This window comes from Helicobacter suis HS1 (assembly GCF_026000295.1).
Lineage (GTDB): Bacteria > Campylobacterota > Campylobacteria > Campylobacterales > Helicobacteraceae > Helicobacter > Helicobacter suis.
Window position 1 is genome coordinate 703984 of the sequence record NZ_AP026769.1, and the last position, 26115, is coordinate 730098.

General features: G+C 39.9%; 27 protein-coding genes, 1 tRNA gene and 6 pseudogenes. 16 read left to right on the top strand and 18 right to left on the bottom strand.

Annotated elements, in window-relative coordinates:
- The first annotated feature begins 57 nt into the window (after positions 1-57).
- The 9 genes from OO773_RS03885 to lpoB all read left to right on the top strand — a co-directional run bounded on the left by OO773_RS03885 (position 58) and on the right by lpoB (position 5740).
- Positions 58-1059 carry a class I SAM-dependent methyltransferase gene (locus OO773_RS03885; RefSeq protein WP_231102781.1) on the top strand — a complete coding sequence of 334 codons (1002 nt, stop codon included), beginning with the start codon at positions 58-60 and terminating at the stop codon, positions 1057-1059.
- Positions 1049-1822 (top strand): R.Pab1 family restriction endonuclease, encoded by a 774-nt coding sequence (locus OO773_RS03890; protein WP_034375148.1) that lies wholly within the window; start codon positions 1049-1051, stop codon positions 1820-1822. Before OO773_RS03885 ends, OO773_RS03890 begins: the two co-directional genes overlap by 11 nt.
- Positions 1804-2778, top strand: a complete 975-nt coding sequence (gene holA, locus OO773_RS03895) for a DNA polymerase III subunit delta (RefSeq protein ID WP_006564603.1) — start codon at positions 1804-1806, stop codon at positions 2776-2778. Before OO773_RS03890 ends, holA begins: the two co-directional genes overlap by 19 nt.
- Positions 2779-2837: 59 nt before the next feature.
- Entirely contained in the window at positions 2838-3245 is a 408-nt protein-coding gene (rpsF, locus tag OO773_RS03900; RefSeq protein ID WP_040499226.1) for a 30S ribosomal protein S6, read from the top strand.
- Positions 3246-3701 (top strand): single-stranded DNA-binding protein, encoded by a 456-nt coding sequence (ssb, locus tag OO773_RS03905; protein WP_006564601.1) that lies wholly within the window; start codon positions 3246-3248, stop codon positions 3699-3701.
- A gap of 17 nt (positions 3702-3718) precedes the next feature.
- Positions 3719-3976 (top strand): 30S ribosomal protein S18, encoded by a 258-nt coding sequence (rpsR, locus tag OO773_RS03910; RefSeq protein ID WP_006564600.1) that lies wholly within the window; start codon positions 3719-3721, stop codon positions 3974-3976.
- A 55-nt stretch (positions 3977-4031) separates the two neighbouring features.
- Positions 4032-4544 (top strand): LPP20 family lipoprotein, encoded by a 513-nt coding sequence (locus OO773_RS03915; protein ID WP_034375151.1) that lies wholly within the window; start codon positions 4032-4034, stop codon positions 4542-4544.
- Positions 4545-4546: 2 nt separating this feature from the next.
- On the top strand, positions 4547-5026 hold the full coding sequence (locus tag OO773_RS03920; protein ID WP_231102782.1) for a hypothetical protein: 480 nt from the start codon (positions 4547-4549) through the stop codon (positions 5024-5026).
- Between the two features lie 66 nt (positions 5027-5092).
- Positions 5093-5740 carry a penicillin-binding protein activator LpoB gene (gene lpoB / locus OO773_RS03925; RefSeq protein ID WP_006564597.1) on the top strand — a complete coding sequence of 216 codons (648 nt, stop codon included), beginning with the start codon at positions 5093-5095 and terminating at the stop codon, positions 5738-5740.
- On the opposite strand, the gene ung is transcribed toward lpoB, so the two are convergent.
- From ung to OO773_RS03940, 3 genes are all read right to left on the bottom strand, one after another.
- Entirely contained in the window at positions 5726-6460 is a 735-nt protein-coding gene (gene ung / locus OO773_RS03930; protein ID WP_006564596.1) for a uracil-DNA glycosylase, read from the bottom strand. The two genes, lpoB and ung, sit on opposite strands and share 15 nt — an antisense overlap.
- Positions 6461-7660, bottom strand: coding sequence for a methyl-accepting chemotaxis protein (locus tag OO773_RS03935; protein WP_081370961.1), 1200 nt, complete (start codon positions 7658-7660; stop codon positions 6461-6463).
- Positions 7661-7833: 173 nt separating this feature from the next.
- Complete coding sequence (locus OO773_RS03940; RefSeq protein WP_163499948.1) at positions 7834-7986, bottom strand: hypothetical protein; 153 nt, start codon at positions 7984-7986, stop codon at positions 7834-7836.
- Between the two features lie 158 nt (positions 7987-8144).
- Here OO773_RS03940 and OO773_RS03945 point away from each other — a divergent pair, with 158 nt between their 5' ends.
- Positions 8145-8885: an outer membrane protein gene (locus OO773_RS03945; protein WP_006563805.1), complete on the top strand. Its 741-nt coding sequence runs from the start codon at positions 8145-8147 to the stop codon at positions 8883-8885.
- A gap of 15 nt (positions 8886-8900) precedes the next feature.
- On the opposite strand, the pseudogene OO773_RS03950 reads toward OO773_RS03945, so the two are convergent.
- From OO773_RS03950 to tnpA, 8 genes and pseudogenes are all read right to left on the bottom strand, one after another.
- Positions 8901-9224, bottom strand: a pseudogene (locus OO773_RS03950) (LptF/LptG family permease); the annotation flags it as partial.
- Between the two features lie 29 nt (positions 9225-9253).
- Positions 9254-9718 (bottom strand): annotated as a pseudogene (locus tag OO773_RS09965) (metallophosphoesterase); the annotation flags it as partial.
- Positions 9719-10114: 396 nt separating this feature from the next.
- A pseudogene (locus OO773_RS09970) lies at positions 10115-10342 on the bottom strand (ribonucleotide-diphosphate reductase subunit beta); the annotation flags it as partial.
- A 146-nt stretch (positions 10343-10488) separates the two neighbouring features.
- Entirely contained in the window at positions 10489-11205 is a 717-nt protein-coding gene (gene truA / locus OO773_RS03960) for a tRNA pseudouridine(38-40) synthase TruA (RefSeq protein ID WP_232088435.1), read from the bottom strand.
- Between the two features lie 17 nt (positions 11206-11222).
- Entirely contained in the window at positions 11223-12269 is a 1047-nt protein-coding gene (locus OO773_RS03965; protein ID WP_006563808.1) for an LptF/LptG family permease, read from the bottom strand.
- Between the two features lie 9 nt (positions 12270-12278).
- Complete coding sequence (locus tag OO773_RS03970) at positions 12279-12908, bottom strand: protein-L-isoaspartate(D-aspartate) O-methyltransferase (protein ID WP_006563809.1); 630 nt, start codon at positions 12906-12908, stop codon at positions 12279-12281.
- Positions 12909-13937, bottom strand: a complete 1029-nt coding sequence (locus OO773_RS03975; RefSeq protein ID WP_006563810.1) for a ribonucleotide-diphosphate reductase subunit beta — start codon at positions 13935-13937, stop codon at positions 12909-12911.
- A gap of 209 nt (positions 13938-14146) precedes the next feature.
- Positions 14147-14563, bottom strand: coding sequence for an IS200/IS605 family transposase (tnpA, locus tag OO773_RS03980; RefSeq protein ID WP_040499039.1), 417 nt, complete (start codon positions 14561-14563; stop codon positions 14147-14149).
- A 36-nt stretch (positions 14564-14599) separates the two neighbouring features.
- Between tnpA and OO773_RS03985 the strand changes: the two are divergent.
- Together OO773_RS03985 and OO773_RS03990 are read left to right on the top strand one after the other, a co-directional pair.
- Positions 14600-15862, top strand: a pseudogene (locus OO773_RS03985) (RNA-guided endonuclease InsQ/TnpB family protein).
- A 134-nt stretch (positions 15863-15996) separates the two neighbouring features.
- Positions 15997-16081: transfer RNA gene (locus OO773_RS03990), tRNA-Leu, on the top strand.
- A 1-nt stretch (position 16082) separates the two neighbouring features.
- Here the strand turns inward: OO773_RS03990 and OO773_RS03995 are convergent.
- Both OO773_RS03995 and galE read right to left on the bottom strand, forming a co-directional pair.
- Entirely contained in the window at positions 16083-16889 is an 807-nt protein-coding gene (locus OO773_RS03995; protein ID WP_040499100.1) for an SDR family NAD(P)-dependent oxidoreductase, read from the bottom strand.
- Positions 16883-17914: a UDP-glucose 4-epimerase GalE gene (galE, locus tag OO773_RS04000; RefSeq protein ID WP_178137351.1), complete on the bottom strand. Its 1032-nt coding sequence runs from the start codon at positions 17912-17914 to the stop codon at positions 16883-16885. Before galE ends, OO773_RS03995 begins: the two co-directional genes overlap by 7 nt.
- 76 nt (positions 17915-17990) lie before the next feature.
- Here galE and OO773_RS04005 point away from each other — a divergent pair, with 76 nt between their 5' ends.
- Positions 17991-18491 carry an acyl-CoA thioesterase gene (locus OO773_RS04005; protein WP_006564011.1) on the top strand — a complete coding sequence of 167 codons (501 nt, stop codon included), beginning with the start codon at positions 17991-17993 and terminating at the stop codon, positions 18489-18491.
- A gap of 3 nt (positions 18492-18494) precedes the next feature.
- On the opposite strand, the gene OO773_RS04010 is transcribed toward OO773_RS04005, so the two are convergent.
- The 4 genes and pseudogenes from OO773_RS04010 to OO773_RS04025 all read right to left on the bottom strand — a co-directional run.
- Complete coding sequence (locus OO773_RS04010) at positions 18495-19850, bottom strand: class II 3-deoxy-7-phosphoheptulonate synthase (protein WP_006564010.1); 1356 nt, start codon at positions 19848-19850, stop codon at positions 18495-18497.
- Entirely contained in the window at positions 19847-20398 is a 552-nt protein-coding gene (gene ruvA, locus OO773_RS04015) for a Holliday junction branch migration protein RuvA (protein WP_006564009.1), read from the bottom strand. Before ruvA ends, OO773_RS04010 begins: the two co-directional genes overlap by 4 nt.
- 3 nt (positions 20399-20401) lie before the next feature.
- Entirely contained in the window at positions 20402-22213 is a 1812-nt protein-coding gene (locus tag OO773_RS04020; RefSeq protein ID WP_232088436.1) for a DUF342 domain-containing protein, read from the bottom strand.
- A gap of 13 nt (positions 22214-22226) precedes the next feature.
- Positions 22227-22352 (bottom strand): annotated as a pseudogene (locus OO773_RS04025) (glutamate--tRNA ligase family protein); the annotation flags it as partial.
- Between the two features lie 256 nt (positions 22353-22608).
- Here OO773_RS04025 and OO773_RS04030 point away from each other — a divergent pair.
- On the top strand, positions 22609-23916 hold the full coding sequence (locus OO773_RS04030) for a hypothetical protein (RefSeq protein ID WP_006564007.1): 1308 nt from the start codon (positions 22609-22611) through the stop codon (positions 23914-23916).
- On the opposite strand, the gene gltX is transcribed toward OO773_RS04030, so the two are convergent.
- Positions 23913-25292 carry a glutamate--tRNA ligase gene (gene gltX / locus OO773_RS04035; protein WP_040499098.1) on the bottom strand — a complete coding sequence of 460 codons (1380 nt, stop codon included), beginning with the start codon at positions 25290-25292 and terminating at the stop codon, positions 23913-23915. The genes OO773_RS04030 and gltX overlap by 4 nt on opposite strands.
- A gap of 66 nt (positions 25293-25358) precedes the next feature.
- Here gltX and OO773_RS04040 point away from each other — a divergent pair, with 66 nt between their 5' ends.
- Complete coding sequence (locus tag OO773_RS04040; RefSeq protein ID WP_264828705.1) at positions 25359-26018, top strand: 3'-5' exonuclease; 660 nt, start codon at positions 25359-25361, stop codon at positions 26016-26018.
- Positions 25984-26103, top strand: a pseudogene (locus OO773_RS04045) (PHP domain-containing protein); the annotation flags it as partial. The gene OO773_RS04040 and the pseudogene OO773_RS04045, both read left to right, overlap by 35 nt.
- Positions 26104-26115: the final 12 nt, after the last annotated feature.

Genomic DNA, 26115 nt, shown 5'->3' on the forward strand with positions numbered 1-26115 from the left:
CAAATCAATTTAGGCAGTTTTTACACGCCTCCCTTTTTAGTGCAAAAAGCTTTTGAAATGCTCCTAAAACACATCAACCCTCAAGATTATATTTTGCTAGATAGTGCGTGTGGTTATGGAAGTTTTTTAGCTCTACCGGGCTTTAGTGCCTATGTGGGCGTGGATAAGGATAGCTTGGCCTTAAAAAAGGCTAGAAAAACCTGTAAACACGCTACTCTCTTGCACAAAAACGCCCTACGCGCTGTTATGCGGGAAAATTTTAATATCCCTAGCACTAGTAAGCTAGTGATTATGGGCAATCCGCCCTACAATGATAGAACCTCTAGGGTACGCTCTTCTTTTAAAGATAAAGAAGCGCTTAAGATGGATACCCCCCTTAAAGCTAGAGATATAGGCATTAGCTTTTTACGCTCCTTTGATTTACTTAAAGCAGATTATGTTTGTGTACTCCACCCCCTCTCTTATCTCATCAAGAGGGCTAATTTAAAATCTCTTAAAAATTTTGCTAAAAACTACCGCCTTGTTGATAGCTTAGTAGTGAGTTCGCAAATTTTCTGCCCAAAATCGCTAAGTTACTTTCCTATTGTTATAGCCTTATACAAAAGAGATATTAAAGGTCTAGATGAGGGTTTTCTTGCAAGTTTTAATTTCCAAACTCTAGAGGGTAAAAGCTTTAGATTGCAAGATTGGGATTTTATTAGTGCCTATGTAGACAAATACCCTAATCAAAAGAAAGTCTCTAAAGATTTAAGAGTTTCCATGTTTTATACACTTAGAGATATTAATGCCCTTTTGCGCTCCAAGACTTTTTTAGTTAAAGAGAGTCCGCATGCTATCTATATCACTAAAGAGAAGTACAGCTTGTATTGCTACATTGATGTCTTTAAAACCCAGATCCCCCATATCCCCTATTATTTGCGCAACTGCGATGTGTTTTTAGACTATGCTAAGTTTAAGAATTTAGAAGATCATTTTGTTATAGCTAGCCAAACTAAGAAAATAAGCCCTGAAATTGAGCGCTACTTTAAGGATTTGTTAGGGGAACACTATGAAAATTGAGATAGATGAAACAAACAAAGTTATTAAAGTACCAATCCCTCTTACAAGCCAAAGCGGCAAGATAAGAGTTAAAGTCCGTAATGATTTTACTGAATATGGGTTACCCACACCCACAAGACAAATCCCCTTCTCTTTAAAACACTATGTAGAATGGCAGATTGGTTATGATGTAGATAAAAGCAATTTAGAAAAATTAGCCCTCAGTACACTCCCTTATACAGAATTTAAAGGGGCAAATAACAAACCCAAAGCTTTTTACGAGCTGAGCGAATATCTTTACTATTTTGTTCAGTGGGGACTCATTACAAAAGTGGAAATTGGGGATCTATTAACAACCCTAGAAAATATCAGACAAAAGGACTTTTTAGATTCAAATTTTAACATTACTCGCGATCGCACCCAGCCTAAAGAAATTTTAGAGATGGTGTTTTACCACCTTGAAGTGAAGTACCCTCTTTTAGTCTACTCCTTTGATTCTTTGGATATTTCAGTAGAGATTGCGGTGCGAGAAAAACAGCGGGCTGTGGATATACAACCCATGCTCTATGTCTGTTTCCCCCTTGAAAAATTACAACCCGCGCCCGGTATGCCTTTTCTTTTAAAAAGAACAGCCCAGCCTAAAGAGCATGCTTATTTACTCTTAGCAGATCAGGACAAATATTTTTTACTAGAAACCATGAAGATTTTTGGTATCTTGAGCGCTAAGCATAAGCACGATGTGTTAGAAATTTTAAAAGTAATCTTATGTATCAAAAAGAACTAGAAACTTATCTACAACACAAAATCCCGCGGGCTGTTTTGCTCTATGGAGAATGGGAGTTTTATATAGAATATTATGCCAATAAAATTGCTAAGCTCACCCCACAGGTTCAGATTTACCGGGTTTATTTCAAAGATTATTGTTTTGAAGAAGTTTTAGAGTATATCAGCCAAGATTCTTTATTTGGCGGAGGTAGTTTGGTGTGGCTTAAGCTAGATAAAAAACTAGCGGCTAAAGAAGTGCGCATGCTTTTAGATAGACTAAGCAAACACCTACAAAATGCCTTGATCATAGAATTTTATAAAGCTAAGAGCCAGAGTGAATACGCCCAAGATTTCAAACAATTTGCTGCCCAGTTTAAGCACCCTAAATTAGAAGTTATAGAGGTACGCTTTTTTATGCCAGATCTGCATGCGCGATTAGCCTTATTACAAGAGAAAACACGGGCTTTAAACTTATCAGTTAGCATGGAGGCGCTCACTCTGCTATTAGAAGTGCAAAATAATGATATACGAATAATCTATCAGGATTTAGAAAAATTAGCCTTGTTAGATAAACCCATTGGGCTTAGCGATGTGCACACGCATGTTTATGGAGTGGGTGGGATACAATTAGAAGAGCTTTTAGCGGTTTTATTTAAACGATCCTCTAAAGTGTTAGAAACTTTTATGCGCTTGCTAGCAGAAGGGTTTGAAGAGATCGAACTCATACGCGGTTTGCAACGCTATTTTTACCAACTCTTTGGTTTTTATGCCTATATGCAAAAAGGATCAGGCAATGCTAAGGAAATTCTAGGCTATAACCCTCCTCAGGCGATCACACAAACTTTAAAAGAGCGGTGTAAGCAAGTGATGAATTACCAACAGGTTTTTGTGTATTTAAATGCGTGGTATGTGGCTAGTATGCAAGGGAATGAAAGCTGGCATTTTTTAATCAAAATACAAGATAATATTTGCTAAAATGGAAGATTAAAACCTTGCTCTTAATGAAAAAAAGAGTTTATGTAAAAGGAGATTTTTTGAAACATTATGAGACAATGTTTATTCTCAAACCCACTTTAGTAGAAGAGGACATCAAAGATAAATTAGCGTTTTACCAAGAGGTGATCACAAAAAGCGGGGGGGAGGTGGTTAATACTTTGGATATGGGGCACAGAAACTTAGCTTATGAAATCCAAAAACACAAGCGCGGGTACTATTTTGTCATTTATTTTACAGCCCATGCAGATGTAGTATTAGAACTAGAAAGGCTGTATCGTATCAATGAGGATATTTTGCGTTTCATGATTTTAAAATATGAGAGCAAGAAAGAACAAAAAGCGTGGCAAACTTTGGTGCATCGTGCTTCTAAAAACCTACTACACGCTGGTTTTGAAAAACCCCATAAAGAAACCCCGCCCCAACAGGTTCCCCCTGTGGAGTCTTAGATGTATAATAAAATCGTCCTTATTGGGCATTTTACCCGCGATGTAGAGATACGCCATTTGCCAAATGGGGGAGTGGTGGGCAAGGTGGGCATTGCTACTAACCATGTTTATAAACGCCAAGACGGGAGCAAGGCAGAGGAAACTTGTTTTATAGATGTGGATTTATTTGGGCGTACAGCTGAGGTGGCAAACCAATATCTACACAAGGGATCAAAGGTCTTAATTGAAGGGCGTTTAAAGCTTGAAAACTGGAGTGATCAATATGGCAACAAGCGCAGTAAACATAGCGTTTCTGCTGAAAGTCTTGTAATGTTAGATTCTAAAAGTGCGGCACAACCCAATACAGAATACCGCCAACAAAGAGATGAGGCGTATTCTAAACCTGTGCCAAGTTCTAAACCAAGACAGGAGGAGAAAATCCCTGAAATCAATGTTGATGATGACCTGCCTTTTTAACACTATAAGGAGAATGAATGGAAAGAAAAAAGTATTCTAAACGCTACTGCAAATACACAGAAGCCAAGATTGAATTTATTGACTACAAGGATTTAGAATTGCTCAAGCATTCACTTTCTGAGCGCTATAAAATCATGCCAAGACGGCTAACGGGGAATAGTAAAAAGTGGCAAGAAAGAGTAGAGGTGGCGATTAAGCGCGCAAGGCACATGGCACTTATCCCCTATATCGTGGATCGTAAAAAGGTTGTAGACAATCCTTTTAGGCTGTCTTAGTGTGTATTTTGGTTTTTGTTGTATAATAATTTGATTTTGTTTTGAAGGAGCATTGATGGGCTTAAAGAAGTGGGTGTTACTAGGAAGTTTAGTAGGTGTGTTGGCAATTGTAGGGTGCGGTCAACCTAAATCAGGGGTGAGTAGAAAAAATAAAGCGTATCGCGCTGAAACTAAAGACGCTCCTAAATGGGTTACTGGGGACTTAAACCATATCAAAATGGAGAGCAAAGAGGATAGCGCCGTATTTAAAGGGCGTGGTGAAGAGGATATTGTGGGTAATAATGTAGATTATGCTACTGACATGGCTGCTGCTAAAGCTAGGGCTGATCTAGCCACAAATCTTAAAGCAGAACTCATGAAAGATGTTCAAGAACAGGTTTCTAGGGGTAATAATGCCTTAAGTGAGACCAGTAGCCGTACCGTTAGTGAAAAAGTAGATCGCGTACTCACGGCTAGTAAGATGTTAGCTAGATGGGTTGGTAAAGATCGCGTGTGGGTTTTGGTGGGCTTAGATAAGGGAGTTATCTCCAAAGTACGATCAGAATTAGGGTTAAACTCTACTAAATAGGCATGAGATGGGTAGTGTTTGGCCTGCTATTAGCAAGTAGTTTTCTAGCGGGTGCGCCCAAGTGGGTTAAGCAATGCTCTGGTGTAGCAAAGCTTAGTAAGGGAAATGTTATAGCTTGCGGGTCTGCGGATATTTTGGATGGAGATGTGGATTATGCCGCGAGTATGGCTAGCGCTGTAGCTAGAGATAAGTTAGCAGACTTTGTACTAAAAGATCAAAAAGTTGATTCTAAGAAAGAAGTTTCTGTGCAACTACCAAGTTTGTTAAAAGCCAAGTGGGTAGACTCTAGTAGGGTTTATGTCTTGCTTGGTATGGATTCTAAGAGCAGTAAACAGGTTAAGGTTATCGTGCAAAAAAAACCCTCCGGTGTTATAACTCCGCCTAACAATCAAAAACAGACCCCAGTAGAACAAAAAATAAGCCCACCTACCAAAAGTGCCGCACAACCTCCTTTACAAAAGGAGATCACGCCTAAAAACTAAAGCAAATAAGGCCTTTAAAGAAAAAACCTACTAAAATCTAAATAAGCAAGATGAAAGGATAATACCATGAGAGAGTGGATTTTAAAAGGGATACACAGCCCTAAAATATGGGTTTCTTGTGTACTTGGATCGCTACTACTTACCGGTTGTGGCCAACAAGTGAGTTATGTTTCCAAACACGATCAAGAGTCTAAAAAATATGTTACAGCGGGACTAGATTATCAAGATATTGAATACGCGGCTAAAACGGCTGTACAATCCATGCTAGCTAGCAAAGAAATGCAAGGGTTACAAGGTAAAAAAGTGATTGCAGTTTCTGATGTGATCAATGATACCGAACAACATTTTGATCCACAACAACTTACCCAAATGGTGATTCAAACCTTGCAAGAGCAAGTTAAGGATAAATATTATGTAACTAGATTTGTTGCTGGTAGTGGGGGTGCGACAGATCAGATGATTGCTAAAGCCCGTAAGCTCCGAGACAATGAGGAGGTTAACCAAGAAACCACACAAGAAAAAGGTACAATACGCGCCCCCGATCTTTCCTTGAGTGGTAAAATTATCCAAAGAAATGCTAGGGTGAGTTCTACAAAACAACGCATTGATTATGTATTTATCCTTAGTATCACTAGCGTCCACAATGGGCTAGAAGTTTGGAGTCATGAATTTCCTATCACTAAACTAGGTAGCAATAAATCAGTGGCATGGTAAAAACCAATCCATCAACACCCCTTGTTCTTTTAAAAAATCCTCCGCTTGATTAAAAATACGACTCCCTAGAAAGTTAGAGTTTCTCAGCTGGGCTAAAGGGCTTGGGTGGGGGGCTGTGATGATTAGATGTTTAGGGTTAGGCTTTAAAAGCTTGATCTTTTCTTGCGCAACCTTGCCTAAGAAAATAAAGACTAAAGGGCGCTCTAGTTGGGAAATTTGGTTTAAAACTCCATCAGTAAAGTATTCCCAACCCAAACCCGCATGGGATTTAGCCCTATTTTTTTCTACACTTAAAATGGCATTGAGTAACAATACGCCTTGTTTTGCCCATGGGGCTAGATCGCCACAACTAGGTTTGATCTGCAAATTAGCGCTCAATTCTTTATAGATATTTTGTAAACTCTGAGGAATAGGGGCATTTTTAGGCACACTAAAACTTAGCCCGCAAGCTAAGGGGTATTCTTGGTTTTGGTGCATAAAAGTGCCATGATAGGGGTCTTGGCCTAAAAGAATGGTGTGTAATTTTTCTAAAGGGGTGTCTTCAAAAGCCCTAAAAATTTGGGTAAACAGGGGAAAAACCCGCGTGTTCTTTTTATGCGCCTCTTTTAAGCTTTGCATGTAATTTTGATTAAGAGTAGAGAAAGAAGGGCTTTGGCTAAGAGGTTCTAATAAGGCAAACCAAGCACTTTTTCGTAGGCGCTCTAAAATATGAAAAAGCATTTACACCTCAAACTTAGAAAATTCTTGATTAAGGTGGCTATTGTGTTCTAGCATTTTTTGGATATTCTTTTCTAAATTCAGCCGTTGTTGTTTGATCTGAGAAAACATGTCAACTAAGTTTTGGGTGGCTGTGGCCATTTCTTTAATCTGGCGTCCGATTTGCTCATTGCTGCTAATGGCCTCCCCAGCGGTTTTATTAGAAATAGACAAATCATCTTGAACGGCTTTAATATGGGTGTTTAACTCAGAAGTTTGTTTAGAAAGATCTTCAGATTCTAAAGCCATGTTTTGGATTTTAAGCCCAATATCTCCAATGCTTTGGGTGATCACATTAACCATACTTGTAATTTCTGCAAGAGATTTTTGCGTTTTGCTAGCTAAATTGCGCACTTCATCAGCCACCACCGCAAACCCTCTGCCATGTTCACCCGCCCGCGCGGCTTCAATAGCGGCATTAAGGGCTAATAAATTAGTTTGATTAGCAATTTCTTCAATAATAGAAAGTACATTTTTAATTTCAGCCGCGCTATGTGTGAGTTCTTTGGCTTCTTTAGCAATGCTATCTTGATTTTTTGCCGCGTCTAAAGCTAGTTGGACATGCTGGCTAATGCTTTGGCTAAAGGTGAGCATAGAGGCATCGGCTTTTTTAATCTTATCTGTGGCTAGTTGGAGTAGTTGTAAAGTTGTTGTGGCATTTAAATCTACATCATGGCTTAAGCTACGCATGGTTTTAATGATCTGATCTTCATTAGATTCTGTGGATTTAAGGGTTTTTGTGGCCTCTTCAATCGCGCCACTAGTGGCCATATTAGAGCTTAGAATTGTTTTAGAGATTTTGATAATATCTTGGAGTTTTTGGATAAAGAGATTAAAAAAATGGGCTGTACTGCCCACTTCATCTAATCGTTTGCTTTCTAATCTTTGGGTTAGATCTGCCTTTTTAGACTGGGTGAGGGTGCTTGCCATTCTTTTTAAACGCGCTAGGGGTCCAAATAGATTTTTTTCAAAGATAAATAGCAAAACAAAGCCAATGAATGCAAGGATTGCTAAAATAAAACCTAAAGTTCTAAGGGTGTGGGTTAGTATTTGATCGCGGATATTGCTTAGATCAAATTTAACATTTAAAACTCTCCGGCAGAAATCCCACTCGTCTTTAGCGGGTGGGATGAATGCCACTAATTTGTGGTATAATGTCCCCATACATTCGTATCTACGGCAGGAAGTGTCGGAAGTTACGCCTTTGGAGATATGATGTGTGAGACCTGTAGGGAATGCGTTGGAGCTCAAACTCTGTAAAATCCCTACTATAGGGACACAGAGTGAGAACCAAACTCTCCCTACGGGCAACATCAGCCTAGGAAGCCCAAATGTCTTTAGCATTTGGGCACTTCACTAAAAGCTATGCTCTGTCTGGTGGTAAGTCTTTCATAACTCGCATGCAAGGAAAAGTAAACAACACCCACTACAAGTAAAGATGCAAGAGAAATATAAACAGCCAAGTTAGCCTTAATATTTTTAAACATCATCAACCCACTTTCAAATGGCGATATTATACATAACAACTAAGCAAAAGTTAAAATTTAAAATGTTTTGGCCTGTTTTTGGCCAAATTAACCCTTTGTTGTTTCTGATCATTAATTTTTTTGCTATAATATCGCCTTGTAAATTATTTTAGGGAGTTTTCATGCGTTTTCGTTTTCTAGCAATTCCAATGGCTTTTTCAACATTTGCGAGTCTAACCCCTCTTTGTGCTGAAAAAAGCGGGGCTTATATGGAAGGTGGTTTCCAATACTCTACTATGATGCGTGGGCAAAGTTCTACCGTGGGTTATCAGCCCGAGGGTGGTTTTGGCGCTCCTGGTGGTTATTCTATTAATGGTCTCTCCTCTAGCTCGTATGGAGAAATGTATGGTTTAGACACCCAAATTGGTTATAAACAATTCTTTGGCAAATCTAAACGATTCGGGATACGCTACTATGTAACCTTTGCATACCAACATGGGACTTTTTATAGTGGGCGCACAGACCTAGATAACTTTAATTACGGCGGCGGTGCGGATCTTCTTTATAACTTCTTTGAAGGTAAAAATGGGGTTAAAACCGCCGGTCTGTTTGCTGGGATAGCTTTAGAAGGGTCTTCTTGGCTAGCTGCTGGACAAAGCGGGTTTATTTCTTTGATGAATGATACCAATAAACTACCAGGCGAGCATGCTAGCATGAACACTAGCTATTTTCAACTCCCTATCAATCTTGGTTTTAGAACTAACTTTACAAAACATCAGGGTCTTGAACTTGGCTTGCGTATCCCTCTTGTTACAAATTACTACTACAAAGCGGTTGTGGATAGAGGCAACGAAGCGGGTACTCACTCAGTTATCTTCAAACGCAATTTCTCAGTTTACATGAACTATGTAATCAACTTCTAATAAATACCCGGTGTTTTTAGCCCGCAAAAAAGAATAATAAGCGCTTTTAGAGGCCGGGATTAAAATAAGAGAAAAGATCAAAAGCACGAGACTGACAAAAATACAAAGGGGCAAAAAGGCTTTGACAATCTGTTTAGGCGCAATGCCTAGTGAGAAAAAGACGAGTAATTCATGATCGTAAGAAAGTCTAGCTAGGCCAATAGCACAAGCCCCAAAAAAGGTAATAGGAATGATAAAAAAAATGGTGCCCGGGAGAGAATAGATATAAAGTTGGGCTAAATCTAAAAAGCTAAGCTTAACTACAAGCGTAACGCTAGCAATGCTAATAAGCATCACCATAGAGGCGATGAAAAAGAGTAAAAAAGAATAAGCCCTGCTAGATCGGCTAATCCGGCGATATTAAGAGGCCCCATAAATACACTGCTATTAAATAGAATTTTCATATGGGTATGGGTTTTTAAGAGATTTAAGACAGAGGAAAGGCCGTGATAGTATTCATGGTTACCTACGGCATAAAATGTCCCGTAAGTGGATTTTAGATCATCAAGTTTAGAAATATAGCCTTCTAGGTTTTTAGGGTTAGTGTCTACCAAATCCCCGACAATCACAACCATATCTACTTTTTGGGCATTAACCTTTTTAATAATTCCATTGAGAAATTTTTCATGCAAATTAGGGTCTAAATGCATATCTGTTAGCATGGCAATTTTTAGGTCTTGTTTTAGCCCGGGTATTTCAACTTGGACTTTTTTAATGGCGGGGATTTCAAGGGCGTTATGGGCAATGATAGCACTAAAATAGATCACTAAAACCAAAAAAGCTAAATCAAAGAGGGGATAAAATTGGTTTTTAATTTCTTGCTTATTCATTAAAGCAAGGCTAACAAGCGTGGCAAATGCTAAGTCCCCTCCCATAGGCAAAGCATTTAAACTATAGGCTAAATGTTTAGGGGAGACAAATTCCTCGCGATCAATAGCACACATGGAAAAGATAAGAATACACTCGATGCCATAGGTGTAAAGAAAAAAGAGATAGGGGGAGTGGCTTTTGTGGGGTTTGCCTATTAAAGCTAGGGCGATGTTTAAACACTCAAATTGTAGAGTTATCCCAAATAAAACATAAGTAGGCGCGTAGGAAAGAGAAAGAATAAATTGATCAACCCATTTAATGGGGTTTTGGCTGTTATAGAGTTTAGGTAATCCTACAACAGCTAGCCGGGTATCCGCTAAAACCATTGTGTAGGTTCTAAGGATTTGTGGCTGGAGTAAAACCATTTTTTGGAGCAATTTTTTATACACATACAAGTTAGTTAGGCCCAAAAAAACGATGAACATCTCATTAACCTCAGCAATGAGTTCCGGGCTAAACAGATCGCTTCTTTCTTTGCGTAAAGTGTTGATCATGTTTTGGAAGAGGTGTAAATGGGTGAGTTCATCGCGTTGGATAAAGCGAATCATAATCTAGCCTTTCAATCTAAGCAAAAAGCGCCTGTTACCACTTGCGTTATAAAGCCCATAAGCTTTAGTTAAGCAAATTAAGGCACTAGCTAAGGGTGCAAAAATGCTTATATTCTCACCTTAAGAGATAAAGTTTTACACATGGATTAATAAAACACAGAGCTTAAATAAAGTCCTGAAGGCGATACCGCCCGCATTAAAAAGCGCCTTTGGAGCGTGATTTGTTTGTACAAATCCTCTAAAGAGATTTGCTTTAAAGAGCAAGCTAAGGCTGCGCCTAACATGAGCCGTACTTGGGATCGCAAAAAAGAATTAGCCTCAAAGACTAGTACCAAACAAGGCAGGTTATAAAGCATGTAAGGATAGCAAAAGGCTTTGTAGATACTGCGGATTGTGCTTTTAGGATCACTCCCACTTTTGCTAAAAAATTTAAAGTCATGTTCTCCTTTAAAAAGCTCTAAAGCCTGTTTTAAAATACCCATATCCCCGCAAGGGTGATAGCCTACAAAGCGGCTTAAAAAAGGGCTGGGCTTAGCTAAGCTTAAAAAATAGCGATAACGCCTCCTTGTAGCTTCAAATCTGGGGTGAAAAGAAAGCGGAACTTCTTCTAAACTTTTACAGGCAATAAAATACCCTAGTTTGGGGGCTAGGTGTTTAAGGAGTTTAGAGGAACTCCAAATATCACAAGTATTAAAGGCAATCACTTGGTGGGTGGCGTGTACACCCCTATCGGTACGCCCAGCGGCTAAAATTTTGCTTGGTATTTGCAAACTCTCTAAAGCTTTTATAAGCCTACCCTCTACGGTGTACAAACCTGCTTGTTTAGCAAAGCCAGAAAAGGCGCTACCATCATAGGCTAACACAAGTTTAAAACGGCGCATTAATAAAAACGAACAATGATGCGTCTATAAAGCCCATAAGCGCCAAGCATCCACACAATGGGCAAAAGAATCGTACCGCTAATGGGGGCATCTTGGCTAGCTACATGCATGCCTAAAAAATATAACCCCACTGCCAAAAGCACATAAACATAAGAGAGGTTTTTAGAAAAGCGAGGATTGGCAATTCCAAAAAGGGGAATGAGAAAGAGGCTAGCGAGTGGAAAAAGAGAGACTAAGATAGCCTGCGTAAAACGGCGTTGTTGGTTTTTATCCGGATGAGGCCCAAAGGCCTTTTTCCAGTAAGAGACATAGTCATGGGAGTGTAAATAAGCGGCGTCTTTTTTAGCAGAGAAGGCAAGTTTGTTGCGTAAATTAAGCGTCTCAAAGTGGACTTTACGCAACTGGTTTTTATCCGCAAAATAGGCATCTCCTTTTCTAAGTTCTATCCCAAATACGCCTTCTTGATTTTTAATTTGCCCGGACTGTGCAATCATAAAACTTTCAAAGGCAAGACCTTTGTGTGAGAAAAGCACGAGATTACTAAAAATATCTTTCTTTTTATGCCCCACATACACCAGCCAATCACCTAGTTTTTGCCCAAATTCGCCCGCTTGGATATTCACATCTACGCGATCTTTTTTAGCCCGCAAAAAAGAATAATAAGCGCTTTTAGAGGCCGGGATTAAAATAAGAGAAAAGATCAAAAGCACGAGACTGACAAAAATACAAAGGGGCAAAAAGGCTTTGACAATCTGTTTAGGCGCAATGCCTAGTGAGAAAAAGACGAGTAATTCATGATCGTAAGAAAGTCTAGCTAGGCCAATAGCACAAGCCCCAAAAAAGGTAATAGGAATGATAAAAAAAATGGTGCCCGGGAGAGAATAGATATAAAGTTGGGCTAAATCTAAAAAGCTAAGCTTAACTACAAGCGTAACGCTAGCAATGCTAATAAGCATCACCATAGAGGCGATGAAAAAGAGTACTAAAAAGAAGGAAAAGAAAATCTGAGAAATGGCATTAAACATGCAGGTTTTGGCTAAATCCATGCAACCTCCCTAAGTGCCTCGCTCTATTCCATCTAAGATAGGTACAAATTGGCAGGGCTCTAGGCTTTCTGAGAGTAAACGGTGATTGTGCTTTTTAAAACGCGTGATAATTTGCCCCTTTTCTGTCTGCATGGGCGCAACTAAAATCCCCCCCTCTAGGAGTTGATCAAATAAAGTTTGTGGGATATGTGTTGCACAGGCTGAAAAGAGAATGCGATCATAGGGGGCAAATTCTTTCCAGCCTTCTTGCCCATCGCCAAGTTTAGTGTGGATATTAGTAACTTGTAATTTTCTAAAACGCTCTTTGGCCTGTAAAAGCAGTTTTTCTATGCGCTCTATGCTAAAAACACGGCGAAAAAGCTTAGAGAGCACCATTGCCTGATAACCACTCCCACACCCAATTTCTAACACGCTATCAGCCCCACTTGGTTCTAAATATTGCGTCATTTTAGCCACAGTAAGCGGGGAGCTGACAAATTGATCCCCTCCCATAGGCAAAGCATTTAAACTATAGGCTAAATGTTTAGGGGAGACAAATTCCTCGCGATCAATAGCACACATGGCTTTTTTAATGGATTCTTCTAAGGGAAAATGTTTAGCAATAGCCTCGCACATATGGGCGTTTTTAATGCGATGCACCTAAAACCCCTCAAAATTTAAGCTACCCTTAGAGTAGTTGCTCACTTTGGCCTCAAAGAAGTTAGAGCGGTGGCTATTAAAATTAGCAAATTGATCAACCCATTTAATGGGGTTTTGGCTGTTATAGAGTTTAGGTAATCCTACAACAGCTAGCCGGGTATCGGCTAAATATTCTGTGTAGGTTCTAAGGATTTGTGGGCTTAAATCTAGCATTTCACCTTGTGTAATGTATGCCCCCCAAGCGCTTTCTAAATCCACCGCCTGTTTAAACATCTCATTAACCTCAGCAATGAGTTCCGGGCTAAACAGATCGCTTCTTTCTTTGCGTAAAGTGTTGATCATGTTTTGGAAGAGGTGTAAATGGGTGAGTTCATCGCGTTGGATAAAGCGAATCATCTGGGCACTGCCAAGCATTCTACCACTGCGCGCTAGGGCATAAAAAAAGCTAAAGCCGCTATAAAAATAAATCCCCTCTAAGATTTGGTTAGCAAAAAGAGCTTTAAGTAAATTGTACTCAGTAGGGTTGTTAGATAGCTCCATATAAATTTGGGCGATGCAATCATTTTTATTTTTTAAAGCCACATCAGTACGCCACATCTCATAAATGCTATCGCTATTAGCCGAAATGCTCTCCACCATCACCGCATAACTATGGCTATGTAAAGCCTCCTCATAAGCTTGGCGCACTAAACATAAATTAATCTCTGGGCTAGTGATAAAGGGATTGATATTATCAATTAAATTATTGGTTTGCAAACTATCCATAAAAATAAGCTGGGCTAGGGCGCGATCGTAGCCTATTTTTTCTTGTGGGCTAAGGTGTAAATAGTGGTTTTTATCTCCGTGCATGCTCACCTCCTCAGGAAACCAAGTATTAGTGAGCATGGTTTTCCACAGTTTAGACGCCCAAGGGTATTTGATTTTGTTTAGATCAAACATACTTGTCGGGTTACCCCCAAAAATTTGGCGATCGCTCACCTGCTCTTGGCTCTGGGGGTTATAAATTTTCTTGCGGCTCAGATGATCCATCATTTCCTCCTAAAAAGGATCTAGTATAGTCAAATTTTTACTAGAAACTTCTAAGCCCGTATATTTTCTTTTTTTCTATTAGCGCTTTTATAAGGGTGGGGGTGTTTTTAAAGCGCCTTAATTCCCTCCCTAGAAAAAGGAAAGTTTTTATCTGAACGCGCGTAAAACTCCGTCCTTTAGGGCGGAGATGTAAGCGCACAGACGCATAACTAAACAGGTGTTTCTTGCTCTTGGATATAGCGTTTAATCAGCTCCAAAGGAGCACCGCCACAACTGCCAGCAAAATAGCTAGGCGACCACAAGTGATCACCCCATAATGTGTTACAAACACTTTTAAACTGCTGGGCACGCACCCTTCTAGAGCTCACACCTTTCAAAGAATTAACCAGCTTAGAAATACTCACTTTGGGTGGGTAGTTGATGAGCAAATGCACATGATCAGATTCTCCATCAAACTCTACTAACTCGCTTTCAAAGTCCTCACACACTTTTTTAAAGACTTCGCCTAGAAAGTCTATCACTTCTTTGCTGAAAGCCTTACGCCTATATTTTGTTACAAAGATCAAATGCACATGCAAGAGAAATACACAATGTCTGCCGTGTCTAATATCACTAGACTTTACCATAGACCAATATTAACATAATTATGCTAAACTCCAAAAATGCAGATCAATAAGGGTTTTAAATACCGCTTGTTCCCTACAAAAGAGCAAAAGGCTTTACTCAAGCACCATTTTTTCATTTACAACCAAGCCTATAATATCTGCCTAAACTTGCAACAAGAGCAATACAACACGAATAAGACCCTAGAGAAAAGCCAAAGACAATGGTCAAGCTCTAGTGCCTTAGACACAAAGATTAAGTATCATCTTAAACAAAGAGATTAAAGCTTTTCTAGTGTTGTGGCGCAACAAAGCCGTATCAACGCGCAAAAAGCTCTCAAAAGTGCTTTAACCCTCAAAGATAGAGGCTTTCCCAGATTTAAAAACTCCAAGATTGCTAAACAGAGCTTTAATTGGAATAATCAAGGTTACTCCATTAAAGATTGCAACAAACGCTTTAAGATTTTAAGACTGATGCGCCAAGATTTTAAAGTGCGCTGGTCTAGGGATTTGCCTAAAGATTGCACCATTAAACAAATCACTTTTTCTTGCCTGAATGAACGCTATTTTGTGAGCTTTAGCGTGGAATACCATAGGGACATCACGCCCTTAAAAACCCTAAGCCACCAAGACAAAGCCATAGGTTTAGATTTAAATATCCATGACATCGCTTTAAGTGACGGGACTCTCATTCCTACGCATTCTAAGACATTTAACTTAGCTAAATATAATTTAGCCTTTAAAAGACTGCAAAGAAAACAGAGTCGCAGGGTTTTAAAGTCTAAACAGACCAAAACAAAACTAGGGAGGAATTTTTACAAATGCCAAAATTCTTTGAATGCCATTTTTACTAAATCTAAACACAAGAAGGAAGATAGGTATCACAAAATCACAAGCGGACTTTCTAACAAGTTTGAATTGGTAGCAGTTGAGAACTTACAAGTCAAGAATATGACCAAGAGAGCTAAACTTAGGAATGTGAAACAAAAGAGTGGCTTGAATAGGTCTATTCTTAATACCTCATTCTACCAAATCATCAAATTCTTAGAATACAAACAACAGCATAATGGCAAACTTTTTGTGAAAGTCCCTCCACAATACACGAGCAAAACCTGTCATCATTGCGGGAATATCAACCGCCAACTTAAGTTAAATCATAGAGAGTATTGCTGTCCTGTATGTGAATACACAGAGCATAGGGACATCAATGCCGCTAAGAATATCTTAAGAGCGGGGTTAAAGTCTCTTGGGTTAGGAATTAGCCTTGCAGACTCTAAACAGCAAAGCCTTTCGAGTTCAGAAACCCTAGTTTCTGTTAGTTAGGAAACTCCTCCCTTTAGGGAGGGGTGATTCACAACAAGTTTTAAGGTTTTTCAGTTAGTTTTTAGTATCAAAAACTTTAAAAACACTTTTAAGCGTATTTTAAAGGGGTAGAAATTACAATGATCGCTTTTTAAGCGGAAGTGGCGAAATTGGTAGACGCACCAGACTTAGGATCTGACGCCGCAAGGCGTGGAGGTTCGATTCCTCTCTTCCGTACCACTCACCTTAAAATAAACCAACGCATAAAACGATCATAAATTTTATCCGGTAAAAATTTTTTACCATAGACTAATAGGTGCGCGTATTTTCCCACCAAATAACGCGTTTTAGGATTAGGTGATTCTAAAGCCTTTATAAGAGTGCTAGCAACCTTGCTTGCAGGGCTCGCGTTAGCATAAACTTGTTTAAAAAAGGCGTGGGTTTTTTCTAGTTCCTTCGCATAAACCCCTTTAAAAGACGGTTCTATTAAACCCTCTTGCCACTTAGTTTTAATCGCCCCGGGTTCAATGAGTATTACAGAAACTCCCAAAGGCAAAAGCTCAGCGCGTAAACAATCGCTATAGCCCTCTAAGGCGTATTTACTCGCATGATACCAGCCTAAAAAAAGTGTGGTTGATCTCCCTGCACTAGAGGCTACATTGATGATTTTAGGCTTAAGGGTGGCATTAGCGCGCAGTTTTGGCAGCAGTAGCGCAGTAAGTCTAGCTAGCCCAAAAAGATTAGTTTGAAAAAGAGCTTTAGCCTGCTGTATTTCTTGTTCCTCTAATGCACCAAAAAGGCCATAGCCGGCATTATTAATCAGAGCAAAAAGTACATCGCTTTGCTTGAGGATAAAATGCGCGGCTTGTTCTATCTGCTTTTGATCTTGTAAATCACAATCAACACGGATACAGTTTGGGTGATCTAATTCTTTAATTGTGCTACTTTTTCTGGAGAGAGCATACACTTTATAGCCTTTGTTAAGTAGTAGACGCGTACTCTCTAATCCTATACCACTGCTTGCCCCTGTAAGTACCACCTCTAACATTTACTTAAATACTTTTCCCATTCGTAGGCGCTTTGTACAATCAAATCTAAACTGCAAAAGCGGGGTTTGAAGGCGGTTTGTGCGAGGATTTTATGCGGATTAGCAATTAAAGAGCTAGGATCGCCTGCGCGTCTGCCTTGTTTGCGCACTAAAAAATTGACCCCTGAAATTTCTTTAACTTTATTGATAACCTCAGCCACACTATAACCCCTGCCATAGCCCACATTATAAACCTCGCTAGTTTGTTTCTCAAGCAAAGTTTTAAAGGCCTCTAAATGGGCAAGGGCTAAATCATCAATATGGATATAATCACGAATACATGTTCCATCGGGGGTGGGATAATCTGAGCCAAAAATAGCCATAGAAAGATGCTTACCCACCGCACACTCGCAAGCAATTTTAATTAAATGCGTGGCATTTTGTGTGCGCTGGCCTAGTGCAAGCGCGTTTTTATAATCATTAAAGTGTATCGCGCCTGCTACATTAAAATAGCGCAAAATAACACACTTAAGCGCTGAGGCTAGGCTAATATCTAAAAGCATGCGCTCACTCATCATTTTAGAAGCCCCGTAAGGATTAAGCGGATCAAGAGGGGCATTTTCACTCACAGGCTCTGTACTGGCCTTGTAAGTGGCTGCGCTGGAGGAGAAAAGAAAATATTTTATATTATGCTGGAGGCAAAGTTGCGCTAATTTAAGGGTGTTAAGGGTGTTGTTTTCATAGTACTCTAAAGGCTTATGGGTGGATTCTTCAACCAAAATTTTAGCCGCAAAGTGTAATACCCCTATAATTTGATACCCCTGCGCTTCTTTTTCTTGCAAGGCAAACTCAAGCTTAGCGCTTTCTTTTAAATCTATCTGATCAAAATACACACGATCCGGGTAAAGCTTTTTTAAAATCTCTGCATGGATAGCAAAACCTGTACTCAAATTATCCACAATCCAGATTTTATAAGCCGTGTATTCTAAAAAATAGCGCGCCACACTCGAACCAATATACCCACAAGCACCGGTAAAAAGTAACATGAACAACCTTAGAAAAATTTGACTGACATTATCCAAAATTTACTAAAATAACCCTATTTTTTTCTAAGGAGCTGTTATGAGCAATACAACAGATCTAGTGGCTGATACAATGTCTAGTATCGGGGATGCAAGACAATTAGTCATGTCCTTTCTAGTAACCCCTACAATGGTTAATTTTAATAGTGTCATGCATGGTGGAGAGTTGTTAAACCTCTTGGATAAAGTGGCCTATGTGTGCTCTACGCGTTATTGTGGTTGCCCTACTGTTACTTTGAGTGTAGATCGCGTGCTGTTTAAACACCCCATTCCAATCGGGACTTTAGTAACCTGTTATGCCTGTGTCAATTATGTGGGGACTAAAAGTTGTGAGGTGGGGATTAAAGTGGTTTGTGAGGATTTTAAAAATAAAACCGCCACACACACCAATAGCTGTTATTTTACAATGGTAGCGGTTAAAGACGGCAAGACCGTTCCCATGCCCCCCTTTACTCCCCGTACAGAGAAAGAAAAAGAACGCTACGAGCGGGCTATTAGACGCAAAGAAGCCCTCAAACACACCCAGAAAAATGCGCTTTAATACTTAGCGCACTATACGCTCTTTAAGTTTATCGGCTAATAAAAAGGCTAATTCTAAGGCTTGGGTAGCATTCAATCTAGGATCACACTGCGTGTAATAGTGATCCCCTAAACTTTCCTCACTCACACCTTGCGATCCGCCCACACATTCGGTTACATTTTGCCCGGTCATTTCTAAATGAATTCCGCCTACACAGCTACTAAAAGCGCGGTGGATTTCAAAGAAATGTTGTACTTCCTCTAAAATATGCGTAAAAGACCTTGTTTTAATCCCGCTAGGGGTTTTAGTGGTGTTGCCATGCATAGGATCACACACCCATACCACTTCTTTTTTATGCGCTAAAACCCCTTTTAATAATTCAGGAAAAACACGGGGCAATTCTTTAACCCCCATGCGCACAATAAAACTTAATTTTCCCGGCTCATTAGTTGGATTAAGTGCTTCACATAAACCTAATAAATCCTCTAATTTTGTCTTAGCCCCTATCTTAACCCCAATAGGATTACCCACCCCTCTTAAAAATTCAACATGGGCTTGATCTAACCCTCTTGTGCGCTCCCCAATCCAAAGCATGTGCGCTGAGCAAGCAAAATAGCGCCCACTTAAACTATCTTGGCGTACTAGAGGTTCTTCATAATTAAGTAATAACGCCTCATGGCTAGTGTAAAAATCTGTTTCTTGTAAAGCAGGCATATTAGCCACCCCGCAAGCTTGCATAAATTCAAGGGCTTTTGTGATCTGTAAGGCTAAAGCCTCATATTTTTGCCCAAAACTATTATTTTTCACAAAATCTAAATTCCAGCGCTGTACCTCGGCTAAATCGGCTAATCCTCCCTTAGCAAAGGCGCGTAATAAATTTAAAGTTGCTGCGCTTTGGTGGTAGGCTTGTAAAAGTCTAGTCGGATCAGGCTCTCTCTCTGTAATCTCTAACCCATTAATCATATCCCCCCGGTAAATAGGCACTTCAACCCCATTAATGATCTCACTCTCTAAACTTCTTGGTTTAGCAAATTGCCCGGCCACACGCCCTACTTTAATCACAGGACAACCCCCGCTAAAGGCTAAAACCACGCTCATTTGTAAAATCACTTTAAAAAGATCACGGATACTATCCGCGCTAAAACTAGCAAAACTCTCTGCACAATCCCCCCCTTGTAATAAAAAGGCCCGCCCGTGTGCGGCTTCTTTAAGGGCGGTTTTAAGGCTATTGATTTCTTTGGCAAAAACAAGTGGCGGGTAGGTTTTAAGGGTTTTTTCGGCTCTCTTTAAGGCTAAAGGATCGCTATAGTGTGGTTGTTGGAGAATGGGAAAGGTACGCCAGCTAGTAGCCTGCCATGTTTTTTGCATTTTATCTCTCATTTAAGTTGTTGGAGGGCTAGTTTAATTAAAGTAGGTGTATCTAGCCCTTTGGGTAAGTTTGAACAAATTTTAAACGCCTCTGTTGTTTTAAACCCTAGACTTTGTAAACCTAGCACCGCTTGTTCTATGGCTGTATCTTTTATTTCTGTTTCCTCTTGCAACACCAAACCAGCTAAATCTAGCATGATTTTTCCGGCTAACTTAGCCCCCACGCCCGGTACTCTTTGTAAGGCCTTAAGGTCTTTACTTTGAATACAAACGCTAAAATCAGCACAACTATAGGTAGATAAAATAGCCAAAGCCACGCGGGGCCCCACCCCATTAACTTTTAAAAGCCGTTCAAAAAGTTCTTTTTCTGTGCGCTGCAAAAAGCCATAAAGGCTATGCCCGTCCTCTTTAATAATCTGGGCGGTGTGTAAAAACACTTCTTGTTTTGACTCAAAATTCTCCCCCGCTCTGACATGTACCCCATAAACCACCCCGTTAATTTCTAATTCAATAAAAGTAGGCAAAACCTGTAAAATAATGCCTCTTAAGCCAACAATCATGGATTAAGTGGCGTGTTGGTAGCGCGCAACTTTACTCACCTCTCCATTTTCTAAAACATAATCTGCTGTCTCTCCTTTTTCTGTCAAGACATTTTGAGAACCTTTTGAATAGATTTTGACATAGGTGATGGTGTTAAACGCCGTCCAAGGACCATTTGTATGGATTTTAGCCTGTTTCATTTCTGATTCAATTTGGGTTAACCGTTCTACAAAAGAGCGGTTGAGGTCTTGGATTCTAGAAAGATACATGTGTAAAATTTTAATCCTTTTTAAACAATCCATAAAATCATAATAGATGTGTTTGACCGAATCTTGCTCAATGAGGGCCTTTCTTGTGTTGATGTCGGCGTTACGGATTTTATCAATGACGGGTTGGTTTTTTTGCATATAAACATTTAACTTTTGATACTCAACCATAACCCTTTGTGCTTTGTCTTTATAAGTATCCATCGCTACTCTAATGTATTCTAAAACTTCTTTATTTTCAGGTGTGGCAAAGGCAGAAAAGCAAAAAGCATTTTCATTTCCATCTACTCTATCTAAAGTACAACTAGAGGAAAAATAAAAGGCGTTGTTAGACTTAACCTGTTTGAGTGTGATCTCTTTTGCATGGATTAAAGTTCCGGCACAGGCTTCAACCTTGCAAGTTTCAGCAAAGATAGTTCCCCGATCGGCATACTTGCAATGCACGATTTTACCCTCGCACAGACCTTTATTATTAGTAACGGCAATTTCATCAGCTATAGCGCTACTCTCAGTGTGTAGCTGCCCATCAATAGAAATTTTCTTAGCCACTAATTTTACATTCTTACCCACATTCCCCTGAATATAAATTTCTTTAGCCTCTACCCGTAAATTATCACCAATGGCATCTTCAATTCCATCTTTAGCACTAATTTTAAGCACAATGCCCCCCTCAATCCCCCCTAAAAACATGGGCATATTAGTGCTTTTCATTTCCATATATTGGCTTTTAGTAAAACCCTTAAGCGTATTGCCCATAAAGGCCACATACTGGATTGTTTTAGAAACATAACTAATTTCATGGATTGAATCACTAGATTCAAAAGCCTCCGCGCTATATTCTAACTCAACGGGTATATTTTTTAGCGTTTCAACCACACACATTTCCCCTTTTAAGTTGCGCCCATCCACTCCCTGCATAGGTTTAATATACTTTAAAACCGTACTCCCCTTACAAGCTCCATAAACGGCATTAACGGGGGCTTCCTCGTTATTCTTATGCTCCCAAGCTTTTTTTAAAGAAAACTCAAAGTATCCATGTCTACTGGGTTTATAGTTTGTAGATTTGATACAGAAACGATCGGGGTAGGTGTCTTGTGTAGCGTAGCGAGCGAGTTCTTGTTTGAATAATGCATGCTGGGATTGCATTTGGCGCAAGATGATTCTTTTAAAGGCCATGCAAGCTTCTATATGATCGCATAACTCATCAAATAGCCATTTATCATTAATGATCATAAAGGGGTGTTCAAGCACCACATACAGCTTATCCTCATCAGCGGATAATTCTATATCTAAGAAATATTTAAACAGCCTCTTTTTAACACAGATGTCATAGCGCTGAATCACCTCTAAATTTTTGTTTTCATAAAAAGCATCCTCATCAATGCGCTTTGCATTCTCAGGACTTAAAATTTTAAACTCGCCCTTAGGGTCTGTGCGTATCAGGGTGTGTACTTTGAGTAAATCAAACCACAATTCGCCCACATCAAGATTATAAGCCTGCGCTACTTTTTCTAACTCAAGCCCTATATCCGCGCAGTTCTCCACAACTTTAGAATAAAAATCACCCAAAATACACTCTCCATTCCTCAATGCGTAAATAAAATTTCCCGCCACAACTTTTTGCATACAAATAATTAAACAAGGCTGTTCTTAATCCGCCGATGTGTAAATGCCCAGTAGGGGAGGGGGCAAAGCGCGTTACAACCATGCAAGTCCTTAAGCTCAAAAATTTTAAAATAGCCATTCTAATACAAGCTAACTTAAAAGGGCGGTGATGCGTTTATGTGTACTAGATATTGAAACCGTGCCTAATCTAGCACTGATTGAACAATATTATCCAGGTTTGTGTAAAAACACACACTCCTGTTGCTTCGGACAGGCTGATCAGGTTCTGATATTGATAAGTTAATCAAAACAAAGTCCAAAACCAAAAATCAAGGAGTCTTGTTGTGCAAATGCTTAAAATGCTAAAATGCGGGGCTTTTGGCGCGCTCTGTTCTGCTGGCCTTGGCACGGGGCTAGATGCGGTTAGTTTTGTCTGGGACCTCAAGTATATGAGCTTTACTTATAACCTCGCGGGCAAAAATAACCCTATGTGGAATAGCTTGGATAACTTCAAAAATAGGATTATCCCCACTATAGGTTTGCAATTTACCAAACGCCAATCTTTCGTATTTGGGGGTTGGTTTATCCAAAACCTACACACCCACTATAGCTACTTCCCCTACTCTTGGGGTCTAGTTGCTCACTATAGCTATGTAGGTAAGAATTTTAGGACTTATATCGGGATTATCCCAAGAACTTATTCTATCGCTTCCTATCCTCTTGCAGCTTTTAAAAAGCTCTTCTGGTTTAAAGATCCAACCGCACGAGGAGCGATGTTTCAGTTTAAACCGGCTTATAACCCTAACCGTTGGTGGAATGGTTGGGCGGAATTTATTCTTGACTGGTATGGAGGCCGTAACTGGAATAATGTTGGCAAACCCGGCACCAAAGAATACGCCGCTAACCACTATAACCTAAACCAAATGCTTTATTTTGGAGCAAGTGAGTGGTCTTTCTTAAAAGGCTATCTTAGCTTTGGCGGGCGCGTTGTGGCTTTTCATAACACTAGCCACTATAGCATGGGCAGTGTCTATCCTTGGGGAGGTAATGACGATCCAGCCACTATTGGTGATACCCCACTTTGGCCCGGTGGTTATCCTTATGCACAGGGTAAACCAGATGGGGGGGTACCCGGTGTGTACTCTAACCCAACTGTCTTAGATCGGATCTACTATTATGGCTATATCAAAACCAGCCTCAAACGGCTCATGCCTTATATGGATCAAATTTCCTTCTCCTTTGGTACGATGAGTGAACAAGAGCACTACTGCGTGCGACGGGGTGTAAATTGCGGCCCTAGCCAGTGGTATAACAGCTTTGGTGGCCAATTTGACTTTGTAGCGCAGTATAAAGGCTTTGGTTTTTATGAAAAATACTACTTCTCTGATAAACCTCAAATGGCGTTTTATGCTACTTATGGCCGTGCGCTCTATACTGGCTTGCCATGGTATCATGCACCCAACTTTGAGCGACTCGCGCTCTTTTATGTTTATAAAAACAAATGGTTAAGCGCTCGGGTTGACTGCTTCTTTAACTTCTTTGGTGGGGGTAATGGACATAGCCTTAATGGACATGGCGGTCCGTGGTATACCACCTTCCAACAATTCGTTACAATCGGTATTGATACCCGCCAACTCGTAGATTTTGTTAGAAGCCACAACCACTAAAGGTTGTTTAAAAAAGCCGCTATGCGGCTTTGGCATTCTTTTAATCCTAAAATAAATAACGCCTCTTTAACCCCGATGCCTCCGGGCTCTCCTAAAAGCGCAATCCGCACAGGCAACATCAAAGCCCCGGGTTTAAGATCATTTTCTTGCATGAAGCGGTGTAAAAAACTATCAAGTGTTTCTAAGCTAGCAAATGTAGCGGGGGTAAATTCAGAATTGAGCTTTGTGAGTACAGCGCGGGCTTGATCTAAATTTTTAAGTTTATTGAGTGCGTAGTTAGTAGGAGGGATAAGTACCTCAGCTATTTTAATTGCCATTTCTTTAAGGGTGTGGCATCTTAATTTTAATTCGTTTAACAAAATATCTTTCGCGTTTAAATCCTTAAAATTTGGAGGCAAATTAAAATCCTCTAGCAAAGTTTGGAGTTGAGCGCTAGGTGTTTCTTTAAGATAGTGGGCATTAAGCCAGTCTAATTTATGCAAACTAAAACAACTCGGAGCGCTATTTAAATCCTCTGGCTTGAAATACTCTAACATCTCTTGCATGCTAAAAATTTCTTGATCCTCATAACTCCAGCCAAGCCGCACTAAAAAATTTAAGAGTGCCTCTTTAAGATAACCCAAATTTTTATAATCCATCACCCCCATAGCCCCGTCGCGCTTACTCATCTTATGCCCCTGCTGATTAAAAATCATGGGAACATGGTAAAAATCTGGGAGTGTAAAACCTAACGCCTGATAGATTAAGATTTGTTTAGGGGTGTTACTTAAGTGATCATCTCCACGAATCACGGCGCTTATTCCCATTAGCGCATCATCAATGCTAACCACAAAATTATAAGTCGGCACTCCATTAGATCGCGCGATTACAAAATCATCTAATTCTTTTGCTTGGATACGCACCTCCCCTTTAATCCCATCGTAAAAAACAATCTCCCCCTCTAAAGGCGCTTTAAGACGCACAACAGGTGCTTTACCCTCCGGTGGTGTACCCTTAAAATCGCGGTAACGCCGGTCATATCTAGGAGTCTCCCCCCTAGCTTTTTGCTCTTCTCTTAAAGCCTCTAGCTCCTCTTTTTGCATGTAGCAATAATAAGCCTTGCCCTCTTCTAGTAATTGCTTAATGTAGCGCTGATAAATTTCAAGGCGTTTAGATTGATAAAGAATTTCCCCGTCGGCTTTAAGCCCCACCCATTCAAAGGCTTTTAAAATCGCCTCTGTAGCCTCTTTTACATTGCGATCTAAATCCGTATCCTCAATGCGTAAATAAAATTTCCCGCCACAACTTTTTGCATACAAATAATTAAACAAGGCTGTTCTTAATCCGCCGATGTGTAAATGCCCAGTAGGGGAGGGGGCAAAGCGCGTTACAACCATGCAAGTCCTTAAGCTCAAAAATTTTAAAATAGCCATTCTAATACAAGCTAACTTAAAAGGGCGGTGATGCGTTTATGTGTACTAGATATTGAAACCGTGCCTAATCTAGCACTGATTGAACAATATTATCCAGGTTTGTGTAAAAACACACAAAACCCTATAGAAATCTGTCAAAATGTTTTTGCATGGCATGAAGAGCATTATAAAAGCACCTTTCTACCCCTGCATTTACATAAAATCGTCTCCATTGCTAGCGTAATTGCTGATGAACATGGCTATTTTAAAAAGGTGGGTAATTTTGGTAAGGGGTGTGATGATGAAAAAACTCTAGTGGCCGATTTTTTTAGCTTTTTTAACAAACACAAACCTAAAATAGTAACTTTTAATGGCCGCCAATTTGACATGCCTCTTTTATTACTCAAGGCTCTAGCCTTTAACCTCAGCGTGCCCTCTTTTTATGAACAAGAAAAGAAAGATAAGTATAAAAATTACCGCTACCGCTACTGCGAAACATTCCATGTAGATTTATTAGATAGTTTAGGGCATTTTAGTGGCATTAGGTTTAAGCTTGATGGAATCTGTGCGATGTGTGGTTTACCGGGTAAGTATGATCTAAGCGGGGATCAGGTTTATGAATTTTATTACCAAGAACCTTGTGATTTAAAGCGCATTGATAGCTATTGCCAAAGCGATGACCGAGTACTCGCTCTTAGACGGGGCCAATAAAATTAAAGTTTTGGCAAAAAAGATTAAAGAGCTTGGCATGGAAAGTGTGAGTATGAGCGATCATGGCAACATGTTTGGGGCGATACTCCCGTGTTTG